Origin of the sequence: Lacrimispora sphenoides JCM 1415, assembly GCF_900105615.1 — a bacterium.
GTDB classification, from domain to species: Bacteria; Bacillota; Clostridia; order Lachnospirales; family Lachnospiraceae; genus Lacrimispora; species Lacrimispora sphenoides.
Window position 1 is genome coordinate 193,658 of record NZ_LT630003.1, and the last position, 23,634, is coordinate 217,291.

The 23,634-nt window shown below is 46.2% G+C and carries 21 protein-coding genes; 18 read left to right on the forward strand and 3 right to left on the reverse strand.

The window, feature by feature from the left end; genetic code table 11:
• The first annotated feature begins 1 nt into the window (after position 1).
• From BMX69_RS00795 to BMX69_RS00835, 9 genes are all read left to right on the forward strand, one after another.
• Positions 2–1,327, forward strand: coding sequence for a family 4 glycosyl hydrolase (locus tag BMX69_RS00795; protein WP_100041271.1), 1,326 nt, complete (start codon positions 2–4; stop codon positions 1,325–1,327).
• 26 nt (positions 1,328–1,353) lie between these two features.
• Positions 1,354–2,073 (forward strand): ChbG/HpnK family deacetylase, encoded by a 720-nt coding sequence (locus BMX69_RS00800; protein ID WP_197678655.1) that lies wholly within the window; start codon positions 1,354–1,356, stop codon positions 2,071–2,073.
• Positions 2,074–2,262: 189 nt separating this feature from the next.
• Complete coding sequence (locus BMX69_RS00805) at positions 2,263–3,117, forward strand: MerR family transcriptional regulator (RefSeq protein ID WP_025231675.1); 855 nt, start codon at positions 2,263–2,265, stop codon at positions 3,115–3,117.
• A gap of 107 nt (positions 3,118–3,224) precedes the next feature.
• Complete coding sequence (locus BMX69_RS00810) at positions 3,225–4,265, forward strand: NAD(P)H-dependent amine dehydrogenase family protein (RefSeq protein ID WP_100041272.1); 1,041 nt, start codon at positions 3,225–3,227, stop codon at positions 4,263–4,265.
• Positions 4,266–4,548: 283 nt separating this feature from the next.
• Positions 4,549–4,746, forward strand: coding sequence for a DUF4177 domain-containing protein (locus BMX69_RS00815; RefSeq protein WP_054790679.1), 198 nt, complete (start codon positions 4,549–4,551; stop codon positions 4,744–4,746).
• A gap of 263 nt (positions 4,747–5,009) precedes the next feature.
• Positions 5,010–5,894: a DMT family transporter gene (locus tag BMX69_RS00820; protein WP_100041273.1), complete on the forward strand. Its 885-nt coding sequence runs from the start codon at positions 5,010–5,012 to the stop codon at positions 5,892–5,894.
• An 84-nt stretch (positions 5,895–5,978) separates the two neighbouring features.
• The gene (locus tag BMX69_RS00825; RefSeq protein WP_054790680.1) at positions 5,979–7,388 is read left to right on the forward strand and encodes a L,D-transpeptidase family protein; all 1,410 of its coding nucleotides are present in this window, start codon (positions 5,979–5,981) and stop codon (positions 7,386–7,388) included.
• 380 nt (positions 7,389–7,768) lie between these two features.
• Entirely contained in the window at positions 7,769–9,094 is a 1,326-nt protein-coding gene (locus BMX69_RS00830; protein WP_100041274.1) for a 6-phospho-alpha-glucosidase, read from the forward strand.
• Between the two features lie 114 nt (positions 9,095–9,208).
• On the forward strand, positions 9,209–10,732 hold the full coding sequence (locus tag BMX69_RS00835) for a PTS transporter subunit EIIC (protein ID WP_100041275.1): 1,524 nt from the start codon (positions 9,209–9,211) through the stop codon (positions 10,730–10,732).
• 63 nt (positions 10,733–10,795) lie between these two features.
• Here the strand turns inward: BMX69_RS00835 and BMX69_RS00840 are convergent, their stop codons facing one another.
• Positions 10,796–11,578 carry a MurR/RpiR family transcriptional regulator gene (locus BMX69_RS00840; RefSeq protein WP_054790681.1) on the reverse strand — a complete coding sequence of 261 codons (783 nt, stop codon included), beginning with the start codon at positions 11,576–11,578 and terminating at the stop codon, positions 10,796–10,798.
• Positions 11,562–12,386 (reverse strand): MurR/RpiR family transcriptional regulator, encoded by an 825-nt coding sequence (locus BMX69_RS00845; RefSeq protein WP_100041276.1) that lies wholly within the window; start codon positions 12,384–12,386, stop codon positions 11,562–11,564. Before BMX69_RS00845 ends, BMX69_RS00840 begins: the two co-directional genes overlap by 17 nt.
• 194 nt (positions 12,387–12,580) lie before the next feature.
• On the opposite strand from BMX69_RS00845, the gene BMX69_RS00850 reads away from it, so the two are divergent.
• Genes BMX69_RS00850 through BMX69_RS00865 form a run of 4 tightly spaced genes read left to right on the forward strand, consistent with a single transcriptional unit; the run spans position 12,581 to position 16,418 of the window.
• A complete protein-coding gene (locus BMX69_RS00850) occupies positions 12,581–13,321 on the forward strand; it encodes a nucleoside phosphorylase (RefSeq protein ID WP_025231684.1) in 741 nt (246 codons plus the stop codon).
• A 27-nt stretch (positions 13,322–13,348) separates the two neighbouring features.
• Positions 13,349–13,951, forward strand: coding sequence for an ECF transporter S component (locus BMX69_RS00855; protein WP_029701498.1), 603 nt, complete (start codon positions 13,349–13,351; stop codon positions 13,949–13,951).
• 20 nt (positions 13,952–13,971) lie between these two features.
• Positions 13,972–14,745, forward strand: a complete 774-nt coding sequence (locus BMX69_RS00860; protein ID WP_100041277.1) for an energy-coupling factor transporter transmembrane component T family protein — start codon at positions 13,972–13,974, stop codon at positions 14,743–14,745.
• Entirely contained in the window at positions 14,736–16,418 is a 1,683-nt protein-coding gene (locus BMX69_RS00865; RefSeq protein WP_054790682.1) for an ABC transporter ATP-binding protein, read from the forward strand. The genes BMX69_RS00860 and BMX69_RS00865 overlap by 10 nt, the downstream gene beginning before the upstream one ends.
• An 85-nt stretch (positions 16,419–16,503) precedes the next feature.
• On the opposite strand, the gene BMX69_RS00870 is transcribed toward BMX69_RS00865, so the two are convergent.
• On the reverse strand, positions 16,504–17,034 hold the full coding sequence (locus tag BMX69_RS00870) for a hypothetical protein (protein WP_242941335.1): 531 nt from the start codon (positions 17,032–17,034) through the stop codon (positions 16,504–16,506).
• 178 nt (positions 17,035–17,212) lie between these two features.
• Here BMX69_RS00870 and BMX69_RS00875 point away from each other — a divergent pair, with 178 nt between their 5' ends.
• The 5 genes from BMX69_RS00875 to BMX69_RS00895 all read left to right on the forward strand — a co-directional run bounded on the left by BMX69_RS00875 (position 17,213) and on the right by BMX69_RS00895 (position 23,620).
• The gene (locus BMX69_RS00875; RefSeq protein ID WP_100041278.1) at positions 17,213–18,910 is read left to right on the forward strand and encodes a L,D-transpeptidase family protein; all 1,698 of its coding nucleotides are present in this window, start codon (positions 17,213–17,215) and stop codon (positions 18,908–18,910) included.
• Positions 18,911–19,085: 175 nt separating this feature from the next.
• Entirely contained in the window at positions 19,086–19,361 is a 276-nt protein-coding gene (locus BMX69_RS00880) for a GNAT family acetyltransferase (protein WP_100041279.1), read from the forward strand.
• Between the two features lie 111 nt (positions 19,362–19,472).
• On the forward strand, positions 19,473–21,146 hold the full coding sequence (locus BMX69_RS00885; RefSeq protein WP_100041280.1) for a glutamine--tRNA ligase/YqeY domain fusion protein: 1,674 nt from the start codon (positions 19,473–19,475) through the stop codon (positions 21,144–21,146).
• 151 nt (positions 21,147–21,297) lie between these two features.
• Entirely contained in the window at positions 21,298–22,746 is a 1,449-nt protein-coding gene (pdxR, locus tag BMX69_RS00890) for a MocR-like pyridoxine biosynthesis transcription factor PdxR (RefSeq protein ID WP_100041281.1), read from the forward strand.
• Positions 22,739–23,620 (forward strand): MORN repeat-containing protein, encoded by an 882-nt coding sequence (locus BMX69_RS00895; RefSeq protein ID WP_054790684.1) that lies wholly within the window; start codon positions 22,739–22,741, stop codon positions 23,618–23,620. The genes pdxR and BMX69_RS00895 overlap by 8 nt, the downstream gene beginning before the upstream one ends.
• The last annotated feature ends 14 nt before the right edge of the window (positions 23,621–23,634 follow it).

The following is a 23,634-nucleotide window of genomic DNA, read 5'->3' on the forward strand; positions in this document are numbered from 1 at the left end:
AATGGAACATAAGTTAAAGATTACGATCGTGGGAGGCGGTTCCACATGGACCCCCGGAATATTGAATGCATTTATCCGCCACATGAATACTCTCCCGGTCACAGAGCTGGTACTTTTTGATAGTAACGCAGAACGTCAGGCTCCTATTGGAGAATATGCGCAGTTGCTATTCCGCCTGCACGCTCCTGAAGTAAAAGTCACTTACACAACAAGCAAAGACGCAGCCTACGATTCTGTGGATTTTGTTATGGTTCAGATCCGTACAGGTGGATATCCTATGCGGGAAAAAGATGAAAAAATCCCCATGGAATACGGAGTGCTCGGTCAGGAAACCTGCGGGCCCGGAGGTTTTGCCTACGGGATCCGTTCCTTAAAAGACATGATTGAAATTGTAAAGGATGTGCGCAAACACAGTAAAAATGCCTGGATCCTGAATTATACAAATCCTGCCGCTATTGTAGCCTACGGCCTGCAGCGGGAGTTTCCTGATGACAAAAGGATTCTCAATATCTGTGACCAGCCGATCAACCTGATTAATTCTTTCGCCAAGCTGCTCGATGTACCGGCCGAATCCCTGGAACCCACCTATTTCGGGCTCAATCATTTTGGATGGTTTACCCATCTTTACAACCAGAATGGCCAGGATTTGCTTCCCCTTCTAAAGGAGCGGATAAAGGATAAGGGATTTCTGCCTGCCGATGCCGCTGAGCGCGACCCTTCCTGGCTGGATACTTATGCACTGGTACAGGATATGGTACATGATTTTGATGAGTATGTGCCTTCCACTTACCTCCAATACTATATCTATCCCGAGTACAAGGCTTCCAAATTAAACCCGGATTATACCAGAGCAAACGAAGTCATGGATGGCCGTGAAAAACAGGTGTTTTCCGAATGCCGCCGCGCAGTCAGTCAAAACAGTCTGGATGGAATCCATGTAGTAAAAAATGAAGCTCACGGTGATATGATCCTTTCCATAGCGGAAGCTATTTACTTAAATAAAAATGCGTACTATATTATTATGGTTAAAAATGAAGGAATCATCGAGAACCTTCCGGATGATGCAGTCGTGGAAGTAACCTGCCTGCTGGGCAGCCGCGGACCTAAGCCATTCCACACCGGACCTGTCTCTGTTTTTTATAAAGCGTTGCTGGAAAACCAGTATGCCTACGAACGCCTGACCTGCGAAGCTTATTTTGAAGGCAGTTACACAAAAGCATTGCAGGCGCTGACGTTAAACCGTACCGTTACAGACGCCAAGAAAGCGAGAAAGATCCTGGACCGCCTGATTGAAGAAAACAAAGGCTATTGGCCCAAACTGACCTGACAGAAAGGATTGTATCTATGTGCAAAATGATAATAAATGCAGATGACTTCGGTTATTGCCGGGCTGTCAATTATGGGATTATAGATGCTCATCTGCAAGGGGTACTTACATCCACTACACTTTTAACCAATACTCCAGGCTTCCAGCACGCTGCTGACCTGTCAAAAGAATGCCCCTCACTGGGAGTTGGTCTGCATTTAAACATCGCCCTTGGGCAGCCTCTTACCAAAGGAAGCAGCCTGACCGGAGAGGACGGGTCTTTTATTAAACCACGAAATCTATCCTCCTCCCACAAGTATCTTCCGGAAGATATCCTGGCAGAACTAGAGGCTCAATACCAACGGTTTGTGGAGGTAATGGGTAAAAACCCGACTCATCTGGACTCCCACCTATTTACAACGGACAGCAATCCTGTTATGGCTGCCGCCGCCAGGACACTCGCTGAAAAATACCGGCTGCCGCTGAGAAACCACGATATAACAGGTTTTCCCCACGTGGATTTTATACAATTCCGCACGTACCACGGGGAACCGGGGCTGTCTTATGTATACGATCATATGGACGATATCTCTTCCAGGCCATATGTGGAGCTGATGAGCCACCCGGCCTATGTGGACTCTTACCTGCTTCAATCCTCCACTTACAATTTACAGCGCCTTGCAGAACTGGATTTTCTGGTTAGCAATAAAACAAAAGACATGCTACAAAAATATTCGGTCCAATTGATCAATTACAGTCAGTTGTGATAGGAAAGGGTATTTTCAGATATTTGTTTAACGATAAGAATTAAAAATAAACTGTGCGGGCTATTTTTAGCCCGCACAGTTTATTTGAAACTATGTGAAGGAAATATCAAAAACCTTATTGTAAGTATCAGGTTAATTTTGTATAATAAAGAGAGAAACTACCATGATTGACTGCGGAGATTGATGAATATGATAAAATTGACAAATTTTGATGTTAAAAAAATGACGATCGGAGAAATGGCTAAAATCAATCACATATCAGAGCAGACCTTAAGACTTTACGACCGGGAAGGGCTGTTTTCCCCCGTAAACAGGGATGAGAACACCGGATACCGCTACTATGACATTCGCCAAAGCGCCCAGCTTGACATGATCCGGTACATGAAAGCCTTAGGGATGCCCTTAAAGGAGATCCGGGTTCACATGAAAAAGTGGGATATGGGGCGGGTAAAACAGCTTCTCAGGGAGAACCGGGATGCCATTGACCAGAAGATTGTGGAACTTAATCTTCAAAAGCGTGCCATAGAACGGACTCTTGACAGCTATGACCGCTATGAAGCGGCTCCTCCCGATGGAGCCATTGTTATGGAGTACATACCAAAACGCCGGATGTATATAAAAGAGACGAAAACTAATTTTTATGACTATGAAATCGATGAATACGAACGTCTATTACGCAGCTTAAAGGAGGATATGGGAGCCCGTAAGATATCTCCGTTTTACTTTGCCAATGCAGGGACCATATTAAAGCGGGAGAATTTTATGAAGCGAAACCTGTATTCCACCCAGGTGTTCGTGTTCGTGGACCAGGAATACGTTGAGGAAGAACTGATTACCGTCATACCGGCCAATTCCTATCTTTGCATATACTGCGACCGATTTTCCAAAGAAAAAGAATACATTGACCGTCTGCTGGCGACCATAGAAGAGAATCACTATACGGTTATCGGAGATTACATCTGCGAAGTCATTGTTGAGATGCCTCTTGACTATAAGGAAAGGGGCATGTTCCTGCGTCTGCAGGTACCGGTCCGTATGTCCTGATATTTGGTGATTTTGCTCCATTGACCTGATACCATCTATAACCTTTATAATAAATGCATCAGGAGCTTGGCTCCATAACAGGTTCTTATATAGAAAGGATGACGACGATGATGAATAATGAAAAAATCCGTGTGGTACAGTATGGCTGCGGAAAAATGGCAAAGTATATTCTAAGATATTTATATGAAAAGGGCGCGGAAATTGTAGGCGCCATTGATGTGAACCCTGATGTGGTAGGCATGGATGTAGGTGAATTTGCCGGCCTTGGATTTAAAATCGGTGTTCCCATCCGAAGCGACGCAGATGCGGTTCTTGACGAGTGCGATGCAGACATCGCCGTCGTGACCCTGTTCAGCTTTATGGATGATGTATACCCTCATTTCGAGAAATGTGTTTCCAGAGGAATCAATGTGGTGACGACCTGTGAGGAAGCCATTTATCCATGGACCACTGCTTCCGCCATTACCAATCGTCTGGACCGGCTGGCGAAAGAAAACGGATGCACCATCGTTGGAGCAGGAATGCAGGATATTTACTGGATCAATATGATTGGCTGTGTGGCAGGCGGTGTACATCGGATCGACCGTATAGAGGGAGCAGTCAGCTATAACGTGGAAGACTACGGACTGGCCCTTGCCGAGGCTCACGGAGCAGGCCTTACCCCTGAGGAATTCGAAGAAAAAATTGCTCATCCAACCACGTTGGAGCCTTCCTACGTATGGAATTCCAACGAGGCGCTGTGCAATAAGATGGGCTGGACCATCAAATCCCAGACACAGAAATGCGTTCCTTACTTTTATGATAAAGACTTATATTCCGAAACTCTGGGAGCTACGATCCCCAAGGGAAACTGCATCGGTATGAGCGCGGTTGTAACTACGGAAACCTTCCAGGGACCGGTCATTGAAACCCAGTGCATCGGCAAGGTTTATGGTCCGGATGATGGTGACATGTGTGACTGGAAAATTATTGGAGAGCCGGACACTACCTTCTTTGTAAAGAAGCCGGCTACGGTAGAGCATACCTGTGCAAACATTGTAAACCGCATTCCAACCATACTGAATGCTCCGGCAGGGTTTGTAACGGTTGAAAAGCTTGACGATGTTCAGTACTTGTCCTATCCAATGCATTTATATCTGGAAAGCTAAGAATTAAGGATAAATAAGAATTAAGGATAAATAAGAATTAAGGATAAATAAGAATTAGATAAATAAGAATCCGCAGAGAAATCAGACTCTGCGGATTCTTTGCGTCCTTTAACATAGGCGGCTTCACAGAACGGGTATGGCAGTCTGACAGGAAAAAGTTATCCCTTTTCCCGCCCGCTGGAAAATGGTATTATGGGAATAAGGCAGCTGTTATCGGCAAGCAGCCGGAGACTTGTTTTGTTTTTTCCTGAATAAGAAAGGAAAAATTACAGGAGGTAAGAACATGGAGCGATTTGAGTACAAGACATTATTCACCGATGCAAAGGGAATGCTTGGTGGAAAAGTAGACCAGGGTGCATTTCAAAAAGAGTTAAATGAGTTAGGCCAGCAAGGTTGGGAGCTGGTAAATACAGTTCCTGCCGCACAAAGCTATGGGAGCACAAGGTGGATCATCTCGATATTTAAACGAAAGGCCGAGTAAGTCTGTAACGTGACGAATGATGAGCGATATATAATAGATAGTTGTAGAAATATAAGTAATTATGCATGAATAGAGTTGAAAAACCCGAATAATCAACAGAATACAACAATGAACCCTAATGGACAATCGAAAAAACATGATAAAAATGATATGGATCAGCAAACACGAATTTTCTTTATTTCCTTATAATGCTTTGACAATACCGGAAGTGATGCTATAATCAGGAGGCATATATTGAGACAGGATAACAAAGGAGAAGAAAAATGAAAGTTCTTGAAAAGCATCCCATGGTCATGATCGCAATCGGTGTCATAGGAATTTCCCTTTCTGCGATTTTTGTCAAATATTCCGATGCACCTTCCGTGGTGACGGCTGCTTACCGGCTCTTGTGGACGGTGGGGCTTATGACACCTGTGGTATTTGGGAAAGCCCAGGTCCGGGTGGAGTTGAAACAGACGAATGGGAAGACCATTGCATTATGCGCAGTGAGTGGAATATTTCTGGCTCTTCATTTTACGTCATGGTTTGAATCGTTAAAGCAGACTTCTGTGGCAAGCTCGACGGCGATCGTCTGTACGGAGGTCATCTGGGTGGCTTTGGGATTTGTCGTGTTCTTAAAAGGAAGGATAGGAAAAACTGCCCTTATAAGCATTGCCGTTACCGTATTCGGCAGTCTGCTTATTGCCCTATCTGATTATTCGGCAGGAGGGGATCATTTGTCCGGAGACGGGCTTGCCCTGGCAGCGGCAATTTTTTCTGCCGTCTATACCCTGATCGGCCGGGAAGTGAGAAAAGGAATGTCGACAATATCTTACACCTATATTGTCTATTTCTTCTGTGCATTGGTGCTTTGCATATCTACGGTAGCGGCCGGAATTCCTTTCCATGGTTATGGGATGAGCTCTGTGGTGGTAGGTCTTCTTCTGGCGGTATTCTCTACCCTTCTTGGACACAGTATTTTCAGCTGGTGCTTAAAATTTCTGTCTCCCTCTTTTGTATCGGCTTCCAAGCTCTGTGAGCCGGTGGTTGCGGCCATATTTGCGGTGTTCCTTTTTGCTGAACTTCCTGCTCTTTTACAGATAGCCGGAGGACTGATCACCATAGGCGGTGTACTGCTGTACTCCAGGGTTGAGAAAATTGGGGAATGATTTTTCTTGTGATTCCATTAAAATAGTGATAACCTAGAAATTGTGGAATTAATTTCCAAATATTTAGTAAAGGATTCATGGTAAATGAGCAGAAAAGGAAGTCATGCAGGTACGATGAGAAGGGGTGTCCTTCTGGCAGTCATATTAATGCTGGCAGGGACGACAACTGCACTGGCAGATGACACTTCTAAATTTGTCCCGGGAACCAAAATAAACGGAGTTCTTGTGGGAGGAATGACAGTCGAAGAAGCGAAGATACAAATAGAAGGCTTTTATGGCAGGGAATATCGCCTTTCCATCAAGGAGAAGGGAGAGGTGACAGAGGTCATAAACGGTCCTGATATCGGCTATCAGGTAGTTTTTACGGAAGGGCTTAAGACGGTTTTAGAAGAGCAGAACGCTTCGGGGCGGGTGACAGGCCCTGCAGCTGATAATACCTATAGCCAAAAGGGAGCAGTCAGTTATGATGAAGGGAAGTTAAAGGAAAAGTTGAATTCTCTTTCATGTATAAGCGGCGAGGGTATTACGGCTACAACGAATGCCCGGATTTCTGACTGGCAGCAGGGAGTCCCTTTTGCCATCCTGCCGGAAGTACAGGGGAACAGCGTAAGCCTGGAAAAATTAGAAGCAACCGTCAAGGCTGCATTAAATGAAGTACTTCCCCAAATAAACATTGAGGAATCAGGCTGTTATGACACCGTAACCGTCACCTCAGAGGATACCGGATTGATCGCCCAGCGGGATGCTCTCAACCGTGTCAGGGAAATGGAAATCACCTATATCTTAGGAGACCAGTCGGAGGTTTTAAAAGGAGAGGAAATCTGTTCCTGGATATCGGGGATGACGGGAGAAGTGATCAACGTAAGAGGAGACAAGACTTCGGCTTACATAAAGGCTCTGGCGGACAAGTATGATACTGTAGGCAAGGAACGGGCATTTCGTGTTACAGATGGTAAGGCCCGTCTTCTACCAGGTTCCTATGGCCAGAAGATAGATCAGGCAGGAGAAACCGCGGCACTGGCTGCTATCATACAATCCGGGCAAAGCCAGAAAAGAGAACCGAAGTATGTTCAGACAGTGGCTAACCGGAGCAATGCCTGGGGCGGGGCTTATGTGGAGGTAGATATGGCGGCCCAGCATGTTTACATGTATAAAGATGGTGTTCTGGTATGGGATTCTCCGTGTGTCACAGGAAATGTTTCTAAAAAGTACACGACTCCGGAGGGCATTTTCACCCTTTACAATAAGGAGACAGATCGAATCCTGCGGGGAAAGAGACAAGCGGATGGTACCTACGAATATGAAAGCCATGTGAATTACTGGATGCCGTTTAACGGGGGGATCGGTCTTCATGACGCAAACTGGAGAAGCAGGTTCGGCGGAGATATCTATCAGACAAAGGGAAGCCATGGATGTATCAACCTTCCGCCGGATAAGGCAAAGGCTTTATATGGCCTTGTATATTCAGGAATTCCCGTAATCTGTCACTATTAAGTCATGTGCATGAAAAAGAGAGAAACGATGCGAAAGCCGGTTCGGGTATTATATCCGAACCGGTTTTTTAATAGGACTTCTGAAGGATTCTCCGGAGTCCTTTTTTTATCTCCAAAAATACAGGAAACATTATCGGAACCTCTGCTTTTCGTGAGAGAATCTGAATGGCCTTAGCTCAGAATCTCCACCATTTAATGCAGGCATTATCTCTGATAGAAATCATAATTATAATGGAGTGAAAAATATTACTGTAGGAGTAATAAATGTTGAAATACGGGATCGTATCCGTATGCATGTGAAACTATTTACACGTCAAATAAAATAAAGTATCATAAGGCCATCAGATAAGGATAAGTAGAAAGAGAAAAAGGAGAAAAACAATGAGAACATATAACGTATGCATCGTTGGAGGGGGAAGTACTTTTACATTAGGTTTCTTAAAGTCCTTTGTCAGACTTAAAGAGGAGTTCCCCTTAAAGAAGCTGGTGCTGTTCGATATCGACAATGACCGCCAGGAACCGATTGGGAAGTATGGTGAGATTCTATTTAAGGAAAGATTTCCGGAGCTGGATTTTTCTTACACAACCGATGTTAAGGAAGCTTATGAGGGAATGGATTTCATATTTATGCAGATGCGCTCCGGAGGGCTTCCGATGCGTGCAAAGGATGAGCACATTCCGCTGAGCATGGGAATCATCGGACAGGAAACCTGCGGGGCAGGAGGGATGGCTTATGGTCTCAGGTCCTGTGTGGATATGATCAAAGCCGTACACGATATCCGCACCTATGCACCGGATGCATGGATATTAAACTACTCCAATCCCGCTGCAATCGTTGCGGAAGCGCTCCGCAGGGAATTTCCGGATGACAAGAGAATCTTAAACATCTGCGACCAGCCGGAGAATGTGGTACGTTCCTGCAGCAGACTATTAAAATGCAGTTGGGAAGATTTAGACCCGGTTTACTTTGGACTGAACCATTATGGCTGGTTCACCCATATGTATGACGTTCATACAGGAGAAGACTTACTTCCAAGGATCAGGGAAATGGTTGCCCAGAACGGTTTCCTTCCCCAGGATGCGGAACAGAGAGATAAGTCCTGGCTGGATACCTATGGAATGGTAAAGACAATCATGGAAGATTTCCCGGAGTTTCTCCCCAACACCTACGACCAGTATTACTTATATCCGGAATATAAGGTCAGCCATCTGGACGCTGATTTTACACGTGCGGATGAGGTTATGGCGGGGAGAGAAAAACGGGTCTTTCGCGAATGTGCCCAGGTGATCAAAGAAGGAAAGCTGGGAGATAAGTTTGATGAGATTTCTGATGCCCATGCAGAAATGATGATTAAGGTTGCGGAATCCATTGCTTTTAATAAAAATGACAGACATATCCTGATTGTTGAGAACAACGGTGCGATCGCCAATATGCAGGACGATGCCATGGTAGAGGTAGTATGTGAACTTGGAGCAAATGGCCCACGCCCCATGAGAGTAGGAAATATTCCTCAGTTCTATCTGGGACTTTTGGTTAACCAGGTATCCTGTGAAAAGCTGATTGTAGATGCTTATTTTGAGAATTCTTATCAGAAGGCTCTGGAGGCATTTACCCTTAACAGGCTGATAGGCGATGCAAAGAAAGCAAGAACGGTACTGGATGCTTTGATTGAAGCAAATAAAGGCATGTGGCCGGAGTTAAAATAAGGGGAAGCAAAAACTTGGCGGGAGTGAAATGAAATGTGCTCCTATGGAGAATCATAAGAAAACAGGATGTAACGTTGCAGGGCAGGGTTGCCTGCGACGGGAGAGGATATTATCATGAAAAAAAACAGAGCAATGGATTTTTTCTCGGCTCTCGGTCGTAGTTTGCTGATGCCGATTGCTGCTTTGGCCGCATGCGGTATCGTTTTGGGGTTGACCTCTGCGCTTATGAAAGCGCAGGTACAGGCGGCTGTTCCGTTTTTACAGCAGGGGCTTATCTTTTTCATAATTTCTACTTTAAATAAAATATCAGGTGTTGTGTTTACATTGATTCCGGTGCTGTTCTCCATTTCCATTTCTTTCGGCATGGCGAGGGAGGAAAAGGAAATAGCGGCATTTGCAGGATTTATCGGTTATTATACGTTTCTTGTGGCATCGGCATGTATGATCAATTCCGGCTTTATGAATTTCGGCGCTTTAAAGATATCCACGATTCTGGGCGTAGAAACCCTGGATATGGGTGCGGTCGCAGGTATTGTTGCAGGTATCGTCACCGCCTCACTCCATAACCGGTATCATAAAGTTACATTTCCGGTGGCAATCTCCTTTTATGGAGGAAAACGTTTTGTTGCCATTGTTGTTATTATGGCTATGGCAGTTGTTGGTCTTGCCGCACCGATCCTATGGTCACCGGTTTCCATGGTCATTGACGGGCTGGGAGGTCTGATTTCTGCCACAGGGCTGGTCGGGGTATTCGGCTATGGGTTCCTGGAGCGGCTGCTGATTCCTACCGGTCTGCACCATGTATTAAACGGCATTTTCCGTACCACCTCCATTGGTGGAACCTATGAAGGAGTAGAAGGATGCTTAAATATCTTCCTTCAATTTGTCGATAAAGTAGACATCTCAGAGTTGAGGCCGTTTACGGTATTTTTAGGACAGGGCAAAATGCCCATGATGATGTTTGGTCTTCCGGCAGCAGCACTGGCTATTTACAGGACCTCTCCTCCGGAGAAAAAAAATAAAGTAAAGGCTCTCATGATTGCAGGCGTCGCAGCCAGCATTGTGTCAGGTATTACGGAACCATTGGAATTCTCATTCATGTTCATTGCACCGCCGCTGTTTTTGTTCCATGCGTTGATGGGCGGCCTGTCCTTCATGCTGATGTCGGCATTTAAGGTTATTATCGGCAATACTGGCGGCGGTCTGATTGACTTCCTGATCTGGGGCGTATTCCAGCCTGGATCCCGCTGGTACTGGGTGATCATTACCGGACCGTTCTTCTCTGTCATTTATTATTTTGTATTTAAAAGCTATCTGACGAGAAAACAGCTTTCCATTGATGTATCTGACGAAGAGCAGGAGGCGGATGCCCAGAAGAGCACCATGGAAGAAAAACAAAAAGCCCTCGCATCGAAAATCATAGAGGGACTTGGCGGATATCATAATATCACAACAGTGAACAACTGCCTGACCAGACTTCGGGTGGATATTAAAGATATGGCAATGGTGAGTGATGAACTTTTAAAGAAAACAGGCTCCATGGGAATTGTCCGCACCAGTGATACACATATCCAGGTGATTTATGGGCCGAAAGTGGAAGGAATTGCATCAAATGTAAGGGAAGTATTAAAATATTAAAGTAATAAAGAGGAAGCTGCCCGGCCATGGGAAACATGGAACCGGGCAGCTTCCTTATTTTTGTTAAGACAGGGAATCAAAGGTATCACCGTCTGTCTGGGAATTCTTGATCCTGGCGGCCAGTTCAATCAGAAGCTGGACAATCGTCAGGATTCCAAGTCTGGGATTGATATCTACATGACGGTACTCCTCATTCCGGTCATTGGTGCAGAGTGCGATGGTGCTGTAGGGGATCAGAGGGCTGTCCTTCTCGCAGGTGAGCAGAATCGTGATGGTACCGCGGGCCTTGGCCTTCCGGAATACAGACAGATACCGCCTGGCATCTCCATGGGCCGTGATGATGAAAAGAACGGCATCACTGTTTATCTCATGTACAAGACCATTTAACAGGCGCCGCCATTCAACCAGAATACAGGGATAGTCAAGTGTGTTTAAGACCGTCTGGAGATATTTGGCGGCAAGAGAGCTTAAATTGGAGCCATAAATATAGATGGGCCGGTCACTGGTTAAAAGCCCGGCGATCTCTTTAAGCTTCTCTTCATCGATCTGATCTAAATTATCCTTAAACAGGGCGAGAGAATGATGGACCAGATCATCGGTACGGAAGTTCTGGGGATGAAGCTGCTTTAATTCCTTTCGTACCTGGTATTTGAATTCGTTATAGCCCTTCAGTCCCAGCTTTTGGCAGAAACGGACAATGGTAGCATTGGAGGTATACAGGCTGGCACTTAAGTCATTTAAATTGGTATACACGGACGATGGAAGATTGGATTCAAAATACTTAAGGATTTCTTCCTCCGTATCCGTAAGGTGCAGCTCATGCGCTTTTTCAAATAAAGGAATCATGGTTTTCCCCCTGTTCCGTTTGTTCCCGGCCGGACAGCTTGTACTGAAGGTAACAGCGTATAATGGCGTTGATCATATAAAACACCGGAAGCCTGGAAGTGAACTCCGCTCCCCGGTTCTCGCGCTGGTTGGTGAAGAAGCGGAAGTTGACAGTGGCTAAATTGGCAACTTCATTGTTGGTATATGGGGTGATGGATAGAATCGGGACATTGTTCATCCGGGCGATTTTGCCAAGGCGTACGGTCGGGCCGAAATCCCCGGTGGTGCTGATTAAGATCAGCAGGGATTCCGAGCGGATATTTCTTAAAATGTGTTCTCCCATTTTACTGGATTCGATCTTGTATACATTCTGGCGCCCGATGGAGAATAGAAGCTTCTCAAAGTAGTCGCTCAGAATAGAAGTGATCCCTCCCGGGGCCCATAAGTAGATGGGACAGTTGCTGTCAAAATACCGGAACGTATGGCTGAGCTGATCTTCCGATATCAGATTGGAGGTTCCTTCCACGTTGGAACACAGACTGTCAATCATGATCCGGGTATTAAAATCCTGGGCTTTTGCAGCCGAGGGTCCGGGATTTTCTTTTCTTTCCTCGGCACGGAGGGCATATTTGAATTCCGCAAAGCCGGAATACCCAAGCTTCTTGCAGAAGCGCAGAATCGTGGCAGAGGAATAAGATGTCTGGGCGGCCAGAGTCTGTATGCTCATATCCAAAACCTCATCCGAGTGTTCATAGACATATTTCAGGACATTCAGTTCATTGTTGCTCAGGCTTTTGATAACAGCGTCATCCAGATGAAGTGTGACCATAGAAAACCTCCTCGTAAATCTCTCAGTCCATTTTAACACGAATACATGATAAGTCAATGCAGACGGGTGGAAATAGACGGACTGTTTCGTGAAAAAGGTATTATTATCAGGTTATAGTTTGTGTCAACAGATTGACAGGATGGCCTCTTTGTGCTACATTCAGGACATAAAAAAGGTGAAAGGAGATGATACCTGTGGCTGAGATCATGCCTCATATCAAGCTGTCAAAAGAACATGCCGTTCCCTATGCGCTGCTGCCGGGTGACCCAAAACGTCTGGACCGGATTGCAGCCTGTCTGACGGATACGGAGGAACTGGCGTTTAACAGGGAATTCCGAAGTATTAAGGGAAAATACAGAGGAGTACCTGTTATGGCGGTATCTACAGGGATTGGAGGTGCGTCTGCGGCAATCGCAGTGGAGGAACTGGCAAGAATCGGGGTTAAGGCCATGATCCGGATCGGAAGCTGCGGAGCGCTTCAAAAGGGGATCCGCCTTGGCGATTTAATTCTGGTGAATGGAGCTGTCCGGGATGATGGAGCCTCGTCCTCCTATGCAGATTCTATCTATCCGGCGATACCGGATACAAAGCTTTTGCTGGCCTGCATGGAAAGTGCAGGGGAATTGGGAGCGAGATCTCATGTGGGAATAGCCAGAAGCCATGACAGCTTTTACATTGATGAGGAAAAAGAGGTCTGCGCTTACTGGGCAGGTAAAGGTGTCATGGGTTCTGATATGGAAACTGCCGCATTATTTGTGGTAGGCGGACTGCGGGGAGTAAAAACCGCCTCCATATTAAACGTGGTGGTGGAGTCTGAGGAGTCCATAGAGGAAAACATCAACAGCTATACGGGCGGAGAGTCCGCCATGATGAGGGGAGAGCATTTGGAGATCCTTACGGCATTGGAGGCCTTTGTCCGTATGGATAAAGGTTGAAAGAAAAAATAAATGGAGGAAATTGAGATGAAAAATTTATTTAAAACCAAATTGAATGCAGCTTGTTTTGTATTGATTCCGGCTTGTATTGGAATTAATTATTTAGGAAAGCTTTTTGCGTCTGTTTTAAAGCTTCCGCTTTGGCTGGATTCTATCGGTACCTGCATCGGCGGTATTCTTGGGGGACCCGTGATCGGGGGAATCTGCGGTGCGGCTAACAACTTAATTTACGGCTTTACCACCGGTGATTCGATCACTCTTGTATATGCCTTAACCAGCTTAGGAATCGGTGTCGCTGTAGGAATCATGGCTAGGCTTGGCCGTATGGAAAAGCTCTCAGGGGCTATTCTTACCGCATGTGTGGCAGGCCTTACGGCTGTTGTAATCTCCACTCCTTTAAATATTATTTTCTGGGGCGGAACAACAGGCAATATCTGGGGAGACGCTGTCTTTGCCTGGTCACAGGCTTCAGGGCTTCCTGTTGCTTTTGGCTCCTTCCTTGATGAGGTCCTCGTGGATGTGCCGGATAAATTAATCACCCTTTTGATCGTGTACGCCATCATCAAAGGTCTTCCAAAGAAACTGACTTCCCTTTACGAACTGGATGATGAAGTGGCAAGTCTGGATTAAAGCAGGAAAGGCAGAATTATATGAAAAGTATCAGTCTTTACGTGGATAAAGATACCTACTTAACCAGGCTGCATCCATTTGCCAAGATGTTTTATATTCTGGCAGCTGTCAGCGCACCCCTTATTGGGGGTGCGCTGTGGATATACGGCCTTTTTCTGGCCGTCAGCCTGGGGCTTTTGATCAGCGGTAAGATCATCAGAAAGGTTTTCCCTCTGATTGCCTTTTCTTTTACCATCATAATCACCATTTTTTTGATCCATGGCCTTTTTAATCAGGAAAACCAGAAGATTCTCTTTCATATAGGGCCTCTTGCCTTTTATCAGGAAGGGCTTCTTTATGCCACCAGGATCGGGCTTAATATCTTAAATATGCTTTTGGCCTTTGCTACGTTTGTATTGACTACCAAGCCTGCGGACCTGGTGGAGACCATGGAGCAGGCGGGCTTTTCACCCAGGTTCGGATACATGATCAGTTCTGTTTTTCAGATTATTCCCCAGATGATGGGGACCATGAACACCATCATGGATGCCCAGAGAAGCCGGGGAATGGAAACAGAAGGCAGCCTGCTTGTAAGAGCCAGGGCATTTATTCCGCTAATTTCGCCTGTGGTCAGCAGCTCCCTGATCAACACCAGAGAAAGGGCCATTGCCCTGGAAGTGCGGGGATTTGATTCAAAAAATAAAAAAACATTTTTAAGGGAATACAGGCTGGCAGGCAAAGACAAGGCATTCATGTCGTTGATGGCTCTGCTCATTGCAGGTTCTATTGTATGGAGGGTGCTTACATGGCTTTGATCGAAGTGACAAACTTAAAATACCGGTATCCCCATACGGAAAGTCTGGCTCTTGACGGAATTGATTTTCAGGTGGAAAAGGGGCAGTTTATCGGGATCGCCGGTGAAAATAAGGCTGGAAAAAGCACGTTGTGCCAGGCCTTTGCAGGTCTGGTTCCTACCATGTTCCGAGGGGCATACGGCGGGAAGCTCCTCATAGACGGAGTGGAAGCGGCGAAAACTCCCATAGCCGAATTGTGCCAGAAGGTTGGCCTTGTGTTTCAGAATCCTTTTAACCAGCTTTCAGGAGCAAAGGATACGGTCTTTGAGGAAATCGCTTTTGGGCTTCAGAATCTGGGAATTCCCAGGGATGAAATTCTTAAGAGAGTGGAAGAAAATTTAAAGCTTCTGGATATTGAAGAATACAGGGACAGAAATCCCTTTGATTTATCAGGAGGGCAGACGCAGCGGGTGGCCATTGCCAGCATCCTTGCCATGGAGCCTAAAGTCATTGTGCTTGACGAGCCAACCTCCCAGCTGGACCCTCAGGGAAGTGAAGAGGTATTCCGGGTGGTTGATAAGCTGGCAAAAACAGGTATAACCATTATCATGGTGGAACAGAAGATGGAGAAGCTGGCTACTTACTGTGATAAGATCCTCCTTCTTCATAAAGGAAAGCAGATCGCTTATGATACTCCGGAACGGATTTTTTCCAGGAATGACTTAGAGGAACTGGGCGTTAAACCGCCGGTCTATACCCAGGTTTGCAGAGCGCTGGGAGTGAGCAGGAAAGAGGGAGAGGACAGGCTTTATCCGGTCACGTTAGGGCAGTTGGAGCGTTTAAGGGACCAGTTTCCTTCAAAGCTTTCCGGCAGGGCTTCTATAAAAGACCGGGAGAAGATAAATGGTCAGGCAGTATTTAAGATCCAGGATTTAAAGTTTCATTACAATCCTGATATTCCGGTGATTGAACACCTGGATCTTTGCCTTGATGCAAGGCCTACCGCAATCATCGGCCAGAACGGCGCGGGAAAAACCACTCTGGTCAAGCTGTTAAAGGGACTTTTAAAGCCAAATGCAGGGAGTATTTCCTTTGAAGGCGAGGATATATCCAGAAGAACCGTAGCACAGCTTGCCGGAAAGGTGGGATATGTGTTCCAGAATCCGGATGACCAGATATTCAAAAACCGGGTGATGGAAGAGGTCATGGTAGGACCATTAAATTTAGGAAAGAGCCGGGAAGAGGCGGGGGAGCTGGCTGCAGAGGCTCTTGAGATGGTAGGGCTTATGGAGGCGGCGGAAGAAAATCCCTATGATTTGGATTTATCGGAACGGAAAATGGTAGCCATTGCTTCGGTGGTGGCGATGGATCCTAAGGTGCTTATCTTGGATGAACCGACCATTGCCCAGGATGCAAAAGGCCGGGCGGTGCTGGGTAGGATTGTCCAAACCTTAAGCGAAAAAGGAAAATTTGTGCTGGCGATTCTTCATGATATGGACTTTGTGGCAGAATACTTTGAACGGGTCATTATTATGGCTCACGGGAAAGTGCTTAAAGACGGGCCGGGGGAGACGGTCTTTTATGAGAAAGAAAGCCTGTTAAAGGCCCGGCTGGAACAGCCCCATACTGCCCGGCTGTGTGAACTCCTGGGGTATGAGGGTGCTTTTATGACAGCGGAAGATATGAAAGCTTAAGGAATGTAGCCTCCTGTAACAATTTTGCTCCGGCAAAGAGTCTGCGATGCAGACTCTTTGTTTTTTGCCGGAAAAAGGGGCTTTCTTAAGTTTTTTTCTCAGGAGCGCAGAAGACCACAATCGTCTGGGGAGTGGTAATTGCCGGAATGCTGCGGGTGGTGAATGCATAAAAGACAAGAAGAAAATGGCCGCCTGGGTGGTAAAAGAAGATCTGACCATTGGAAAGGAGAATCGCTGTCTCGCTTTGGTCGGACAGGTTCAGCTGCAGAGTTTGTGATGAATTTAACAATTCGTCATCAAAATAATCAAAAACAGCCTCATACCCATCACTGTTATCCGCGAGGACGACTGCTGTGAATTGAGGTGGATAAATGAGGGGAACAGGCGCTTTTGTATCATAGAAGGCGACGATGGAATCACCTGGGTTAAAGGTGTGCTGGTTAAAAACGTAGGTTTGTGGAGTGACAATAAAGTTGGTCTGTCCTATGCTCTCGCTCATTATGGAAATGATCATAGAACAGCTTTTGTCGTCAGAGGAGGTCCTTAGAGGGTTAACAGAAGTTACTGATCCGTAAACAGGGGTATAGCGTGCCATGGAAGAATCCTTTTTCATCATTCTTAATCTTATATTTATGAAGGCGCCGGGTGGATTATGAAATATTTTGTCACCAAGGAGTGCCAGAAAAATCGTAATAAAAATGTCAAGAAAAATACCGTAAAAATTTAGACAAATTTCGCGGTTTTCATGTATAATGAATACTGAATAAAAAGGCTGGTAAAGAGGTAGATAGTAAATGGAAAATGTAAAACCGCGCAGCAGAAAGAAAAAGCCACTTGGATTAAAGGGCTTGGCAGCAATTGGAAGCGGGACTGTAGCTGCAGCGGCGCTGATTGCTGCTCTTGTCTATCTTCAGACGGGCAAGCAGTATGAGAAGGTGTTTTTCCCCAACACCACGATCAATGGAATGGATGCATCAAAGAAATCTGTTGAAGAAGTAAAGAAGTCGATTGCTTCCGTCACACAGAACTATGTGTTGTCAATCGGGGAAAGAGGAGGAAGCACACAAGAAATAAAGGGACGGGATATCGGCCTTGAGTCAGTTTTTGACGGAAGCCTTGAAAAGCTTTTGGCAGACCAGAAGACTTATGAATGGCTGAAACATACGAAAACGCCCCAGGAATTTGATATAGGAACCATGATACAGTATGACCAGGACAAATTTGAAACGGTTGTTTCAGGCCTAGACTGTTTAAAGGATGAATTTGTGGAAAAGCCGGAAAACGCGCACGTGTCCGATTATGTATCAGGACAGGGCTACCACATTATAGCTGCCAAGGAAGGAAACCAGCTTGACCCGGAAAAGGTGAAGACAGGAATTTCCGAAGCTGTGATGGGCTTAATCCCGGAAATTTCCTTAGAAGAGCTTGGGGCATATGTAAAGCCTCAGATTCCTGCTGACGATCCTCAGTTGATCGAGCAGGTACAGACATTGAACAAGTATGCCAATGCCACGATTACATACAGCTTTGGAAATGAAAAAAAGGTGTTAAACGGAGATACGATTTCCAAGTGGATCGGGATCGGAGAGGATGGCAAGGTTTATTTAAGCAGCTCCTCTGTTTCTGCATTCGTGAAAGAGCTGGCTTCCCAGTATGATACGTCCACCAGGGCCAAAAACTTAAAGACCTCCTATGGTCAGACCGTAAGGATCACGGGTGGCAGCTATGGCTGGAAAATCGATCAAAGCAAGGAAGCGGATGAACTGGCAGAGCTGATCCGTTCCGGGCAAAGCCAGGTAAGAGAGCCTGTCTACAAACAGAAGGCAGCCAGCCATGGAGACAACGATTACGGCACCACATATGTGGAAATCAATTTAACAGCCCAGCACCTGTATTTTTATAAAGACGGAAAGCTTTTGGTAGAATCAGATTTCGTATCAGGCAATGAGTCAAAGGGCTGGTCCACTCCTGCAGGCGTATTTCCCCTTACCTATAAGCAAAGGGATGCGACACTAAAGGGAGAAACTTACCGGACTCCCGTATCTTACTGGATGCCATTTAACGGAAATATCGGCCTCCATGATGCCACATGGCGCAGTACCTTCGGCGGAACCATCTATAAGACCAGCGGTTCCCACGGTTGTGTCAATCTGCCCCCGGCTGTGGCAAAGACCATCTTTGAAAATATAGCAGCAGGAGTTCCGGTTCTTTGCTATCATCTGCCTGGAACGGAATCCCAGACAGCTTCTAACGGAACGTCAAAGCCGGCAGAGACAAAGCCTGCCACTGAGCCGACCACTGCAGCGAAGCCTACGGAGGCGCCGACGACGGCTCCGCCTGCAACAGCAGCGCCAACGACTGCGGCTCCTCCTGCGACCAAGGAACCGGAGACAGAGACTTCAACAAGCGCTCCTTCAAAAGACGGTGAGGTCGGACCTGGGGTTTCAAATAGCTCTGGAAAGAAGAAAACAGGGCCTGGCGTACATAAGTAATGCTGTCCGCAAAGGAATATATGGGAGCAAAACCCTTTGGCTGCGGTGCCGGCTGTTTACATGAGCCTGCGCCGCAGCCTTTTGTTTTTACATGGTAACATAGGATTTTCTTGACAAGGGCATAATACTGGTATAGGGTTTCAATAGAGAAAGCCATATGTAGGAGGAATATAAAATGCTTAATAAAGATACCTTCGTACCCATACAGTTTTTTAAAAAAGAGGCTTATACCGGAAGCATGAAAGGAATGCGTTACCGGGTGGCAAAGGAGGAAGAGGAATTTTCAGCCGTGGTATATCCGGAACCCTATTGCTATGAAGCGACTCCTGAGGAGCAGAAAATAAAAGCCTCATTTCCTTTTACGGAAGAGGGACGGGGACAGGCTGTGGACTGGATCAATGAGCAGTATGAAAAAAACCGCCCGGCCTGGGAAAAAGCCGCAAGAAAATGAATGTTCGATCCGCCAAAAGCCCGGTTCTTTGCTGTATTTTCCCCCTTTCCTAAATGGATGAAGTATGGTATGATAGTGTAATATTGGGATTACTGACATGGAGGAAGAGAAATGGAAGAGAACAAAGAAGAAGTAGTTTCTAAAAACTTTATCGAACAGGAGATAGATAAGGATCTTGCAGAGGGTGTTTATGATCATGTGCAGACCAGATTTCCGCCGGAGCCTAACGGCTATCTGCATATCGGACATGCAAAATCGATTTTACTTAACTATGGCCTGGCTCAGAAGTATGGTGGAAAGTTCAACCTCCGTTTTGACGATACAAATCCGACAAAAGAGAAGACAGAATTTGTAGAATCCATCATGGAAGATGTGAAGTGGCTGGGAGCTGATTTCGAGGACCGTCTTTTCTTTGCGTCCAATTATTTTCAGGAGATGTATGATTGTGCTGTCCTTTTAATAAAGAAGGGAAAGGCATTTGTCTGTGATTTGACTGCGGAGGAGATCAGGGAATACCGGGGAGATTTTAAGACTCCTGGAAAAGAAAGCCCTTACCGGAACCGCAGCGTGGAAGAGAATTTAAAGCTGTTTGAAGAGATGAAGGAAGGCAAGTATCAGGATGGGGAAAGAGTTCTCCGTGCCAAGATCGATATGGCATCTCCCAACATCAACATGCGTGATCCGGTCATTTACCGTGTGGCCCGCATGACGCATCATAATACCGGCGATGAGTGGTGCATTTATCCGATGTATGATTTTGCCCACCCGATCGAGGACGCCATTGAGCATATCACCCATTCCATCTGCACTCTGGAATTTGAGGATCACAGACCGCTTTACGACTGGGTAGTTGTGGAGTGTGAATTCGTTCATCCGCCCCGCCAGATTGAATTTGCAAAACTGTATCTTACCAACGTGGTAACGGGAAAACGTTATATTAAGAAGCTGGTAGAAGACGGTATCGTTGACGGCTGGGATGATCCCCGCCTGGTATCCATTGCAGCTTTAAGAAGAAGAGGCTATACGCCGGAATCCCTCCGCATGTTTGTTGACCTGGTTGGTGTCTCCAAGGCTAACAGCTCTGTTGACTATGCCATGCTTGAATACTGTATCCGTGAGGATTTAAAGTTAAAAAGACCGAGAATGATGGCGATCCTGGATCCCATTAAGCTTGTCATCGATAACTATCCCGAGGATACCATAGAGTACCTGGATGTTGCAAATAACCTGGAAAATCCTGAATTAGGAGAGAGAAAGGTTCCCTTTGGGAAAGAGCTTTACATTGAACGGGAAGATTTTATGGAAGAACCCATTAAGAAGTACTTCCGCCTTTTCCCAGGCAATGAAGTCCGCCTGATGAATGCCTATTTTGTGACCTGCACCGGCTGCGAAAAGGATGAGGACGGCAATGTCACTGTGGTTCACTGTACCTACGATCCGGAGACAAAGAGCGGCTCAGGCTTTGAAGGCAGAAAAGTAAAGGGAACGATTCACTGGGTAGCTTCCTCCACCGCAGTACAGGCAGAATGCCGTCTGTATGAAAACATTGTGGACGAAGAAAAAGGAAAGCTTAACGAAGACGGCAGCTTAAACTTAAATCCAAATTCTTTGATCATCTTAAAGAACTGTATTGTGGAACCGGGCCTTCTAAGTGCAAAAGCTTATGACAGCTTCCAGTTCGTAAGAAACGGATTTTTCTGTGTTGACTGCAAGGACAGCGGACCGGAACAGCTGGTATTCAACCGGATCGTTTCATTAAAGAGTTCATTTAAAATAACAAAATAATCGTTGACTGCCAGGCGGCAGGTCAAACAAGTAGAATGCTGCATGACCGGGAGAGATAAGGACGTGCGGCATTTCTTCATATCCGGTAAAGTGACAACCTGTGTACACAATATCTAAATGCCAAAAGCACGGGCAGGAAAGGAGCTTTTTTATGGAGCTGATGATACCTTTAAAGAACCAGCCTGGGTCGCCCTATTACAGCCAGATTTACAGCTATATCAAAGAAGAAATAAAAAAAGGAAATCTAAGGCCGGCCAACCGCCTTCCTTCCACAAGGAGGCTGGCAGAGAATTTAAAAGTCAGCCGCAGCACCACCCAGATGGCTTATGAACAGCTTTTATCGGAGGGATACATTGAGGCTGTCCCCTGTAAGGGATATTTTGTATGCAGAATCGAGGATCTGGTGCATACCGGGCAGGAACAAAGGGATAAAATCCCCTCCCTTCTTAGTCCCTCATCTGTTGGTAAGGAAAAAGTTCCGGACTGGAAGGTGGATTTTTCACCCAGAGGCATTGATCTTTGTGCATTTCCTTTCAATACATGGAGGAAGATATCGAAAAACACCCTGGTAGATGATAACCGGGAGATGTTCATGCCGGGAGATCCCCAGGGAGAACCGGCCCTCAGGGAGGCCATCCGTTCCTATCTCCATTCCGCCCGCGGGGTAAACTGTCTGGCAGATCAGATCATCGTAGGCGCCGGAAGCGAATACCTTTTGATGCTGCTGTCCCAGATCCTGGGAGCTGACCGTGTGATTGCCATGGAAAATCCGACGTATAAGCAGGCATACCGGGTCTTTGACAGCTTAAAATACCAGGTGGTCCCCGTTGCCATGGACCGGTCCGGCATGGATGTGGAGCTTTTGGAAAAGAGCGGAGCGGATATTGCCTATGTTATGCCTTCCCACCAGTATCCCACCGGCATCGTTATGCCGGTAAAGCGAAGGCAGGAGCTTCTTGTCTGGGCTTATGAAAAGGAAGGGCGGTATCTCATTGAAGACGATTATGACAGTGAATTCCGATACAAGGGAAAGCCTATCCCTGCGTTACAGGGAATGGACGGAAGAAACCGTGTCATTTATTACGGTACCTTTTCCAAATCCATTGCCCCGGCCATCCGCGTAAGCTATATGGTACTGCCTGGCCCTCTTTTGGCTGTTTACCGGGAGCGGATGAATTTCTATGCTTCCACTGTATCCCGCATTGACCAGAACATTCTTTATCAGTTTATGGCAGAGGGGTATTACGAACGCCATTTGAACCGGATGAGGGCAGTCTATAAGGCAAAGCATGATGCATTGGCCGCAGGTCTGAAACCTTTTGAAAGCCAGTTCTTGATCAGAGGAGAACATGCGGGACTCCATCTTCTTTTAACTGACTGCAAGGGAAGGGCGGAGAGCCAGCTCATCCATATGGCAGCAAAATTCGGGGTTAAGGTTTACGGTATGTCGGGATACTTTATCCATGAACAGCATAATACGTATCCTTCAACCATAGTTCTTGGGTTTGCAAGCCTTACGGAAGAAGAGATAAGGACAGGCCTTGCGCTTCTTTGCCAGGCGTGGTCTGTAGATGACGGGAAGGAGGGATTTTGTGTTTGAGAAATGGACGGATCCGAGAAAAAGAGAAAACCTCCGCCTCCTCCTTTGGATCGGGCTCATCACGGTGCTTTTGCTTCTGCTTAGCCTGGCAGGCACCATCAGGAATGGAAAACGATACGAAGAATACGCGGAACCAAAAGCATTGGCTGATACTATAAATGATACTATCAGTGAGACTATCAGTGAGACTATCAGTGAGACTTTATCAGATGAAATAGCCCTTTCTCCCGGAGATAAGGAGTTTTTAACCCAACTGACCGGGTTCTTTGACCAGGGGGATTTAGAAGGAGCGGCCAGACTCTTAAACAGTTATGACGTCCCCTGGAAAGAGTTTCCCTGCATGTATGATGGAGCGGCGATGAGGGGGAAAATATCCACTGGCAAAGGTCTGGTATTTGTAAAGGCTTCCACCGTTTTTTATGGGAATTTTGATTATGGGAAGCCTGAGGGAGAATGTACTGCCCTGCAGGTCCTGGAACTGGAGGAGGGGAAGCGTTACGATTACTCCTATGGAACATGGGCGAATGGAAAGATGAACGGGAACGGAGAGTGCGGTTACAACTATTATGACGGAGTAACAGAGAATATCACGAAGCTCAATGCAAAAAGGGGTGTTTTTAAGAATGATCTGATGCAGGGAGAGATTACCTATTCCAGCACCAATGCAGAAGGGGAAACCTCCGTCTGGCAGTTTCAGGTTGCAGATGGCGTGATTATTAAGGATGATCGATGGATCCAGGATACGGACAGCTCCGGAGCCGTTATTTACAAACTGATGGCAAAGGATGATATGATCCATGCCTATGCCTTGGGAGAAAGCGCCATGGGAGAGGACAGGTGGAAAAACCTGATCCTATTTCCCTATGTTTCATAAAGGAGGCCTTGACG

What these genes read in the sequence shown, in the direction of transcription:
- BMX69_RS00830 (WP_100041274.1), top strand. Translation starts at nt 7,769, where the DNA reads ATGAGAACATATAACGTATGCATCGTTGGAGGGGGAAGTACTTTTACA.
- BMX69_RS00875 (WP_100041278.1), top strand. Translation starts at nt 17,213, where the DNA reads ATGGAAAATGTAAAACCGCGCAGCAGAAAGAAAAAGCCACTTGGATTA.
- BMX69_RS00855 (WP_029701498.1), top strand. Translation starts at nt 13,349, where the DNA reads ATGAAAAATTTATTTAAAACCAAATTGAATGCAGCTTGTTTTGTATTG.
- BMX69_RS00795 (WP_100041271.1), top strand. Translation starts at nt 2, where the DNA reads ATGGAACATAAGTTAAAGATTACGATCGTGGGAGGCGGTTCCACATGG.
- BMX69_RS00845 (WP_100041276.1), bottom strand. Translation starts at nt 12,386, where the DNA reads ATGGTCACACTTCATCTGGATGACGCTGTTATCAAAAGCCTGAGCAAC.
- BMX69_RS00860 (WP_100041277.1), top strand. Translation starts at nt 13,972, where the DNA reads ATGAAAAGTATCAGTCTTTACGTGGATAAAGATACCTACTTAACCAGG.
- BMX69_RS00870 (WP_242941335.1), bottom strand. Translation starts at nt 17,034, where the DNA reads ATGATGAAAAAGGATTCTTCCATGGCACGCTATACCCCTGTTTACGGA.
- BMX69_RS00815 (WP_054790679.1), top strand. Translation starts at nt 4,549, where the DNA reads ATGGAGCGATTTGAGTACAAGACATTATTCACCGATGCAAAGGGAATG.
- BMX69_RS00880 (WP_100041279.1), top strand. Translation starts at nt 19,086, where the DNA reads ATGCTTAATAAAGATACCTTCGTACCCATACAGTTTTTTAAAAAAGAG.
- BMX69_RS00840 (WP_054790681.1), bottom strand. Translation starts at nt 11,578, where the DNA reads ATGATTCCTTTATTTGAAAAAGCGCATGAGCTGCACCTTACGGATACG.
- BMX69_RS00835 (WP_100041275.1), top strand. Translation starts at nt 9,209, where the DNA reads ATGAAAAAAAACAGAGCAATGGATTTTTTCTCGGCTCTCGGTCGTAGT.
- BMX69_RS00805 (WP_025231675.1), top strand. Translation starts at nt 2,263, where the DNA reads ATGATAAAATTGACAAATTTTGATGTTAAAAAAATGACGATCGGAGAA.
- BMX69_RS00820 (WP_100041273.1), top strand. Translation starts at nt 5,010, where the DNA reads ATGAAAGTTCTTGAAAAGCATCCCATGGTCATGATCGCAATCGGTGTC.
- BMX69_RS00825 (WP_054790680.1), top strand. Translation starts at nt 5,979, where the DNA reads ATGAGCAGAAAAGGAAGTCATGCAGGTACGATGAGAAGGGGTGTCCTT.
- BMX69_RS00885 (WP_100041280.1), top strand. Translation starts at nt 19,473, where the DNA reads ATGGAAGAGAACAAAGAAGAAGTAGTTTCTAAAAACTTTATCGAACAG.
- pdxR (WP_100041281.1), top strand. Translation starts at nt 21,298, where the DNA reads ATGGAGCTGATGATACCTTTAAAGAACCAGCCTGGGTCGCCCTATTAC.
- BMX69_RS00810 (WP_100041272.1), top strand. Translation starts at nt 3,225, where the DNA reads ATGATGAATAATGAAAAAATCCGTGTGGTACAGTATGGCTGCGGAAAA.
- BMX69_RS00865 (WP_054790682.1), top strand. Translation starts at nt 14,736, where the DNA reads ATGGCTTTGATCGAAGTGACAAACTTAAAATACCGGTATCCCCATACG.
- BMX69_RS00800 (WP_197678655.1), top strand. Translation starts at nt 1,354, where the DNA reads ATGATAATAAATGCAGATGACTTCGGTTATTGCCGGGCTGTCAATTAT.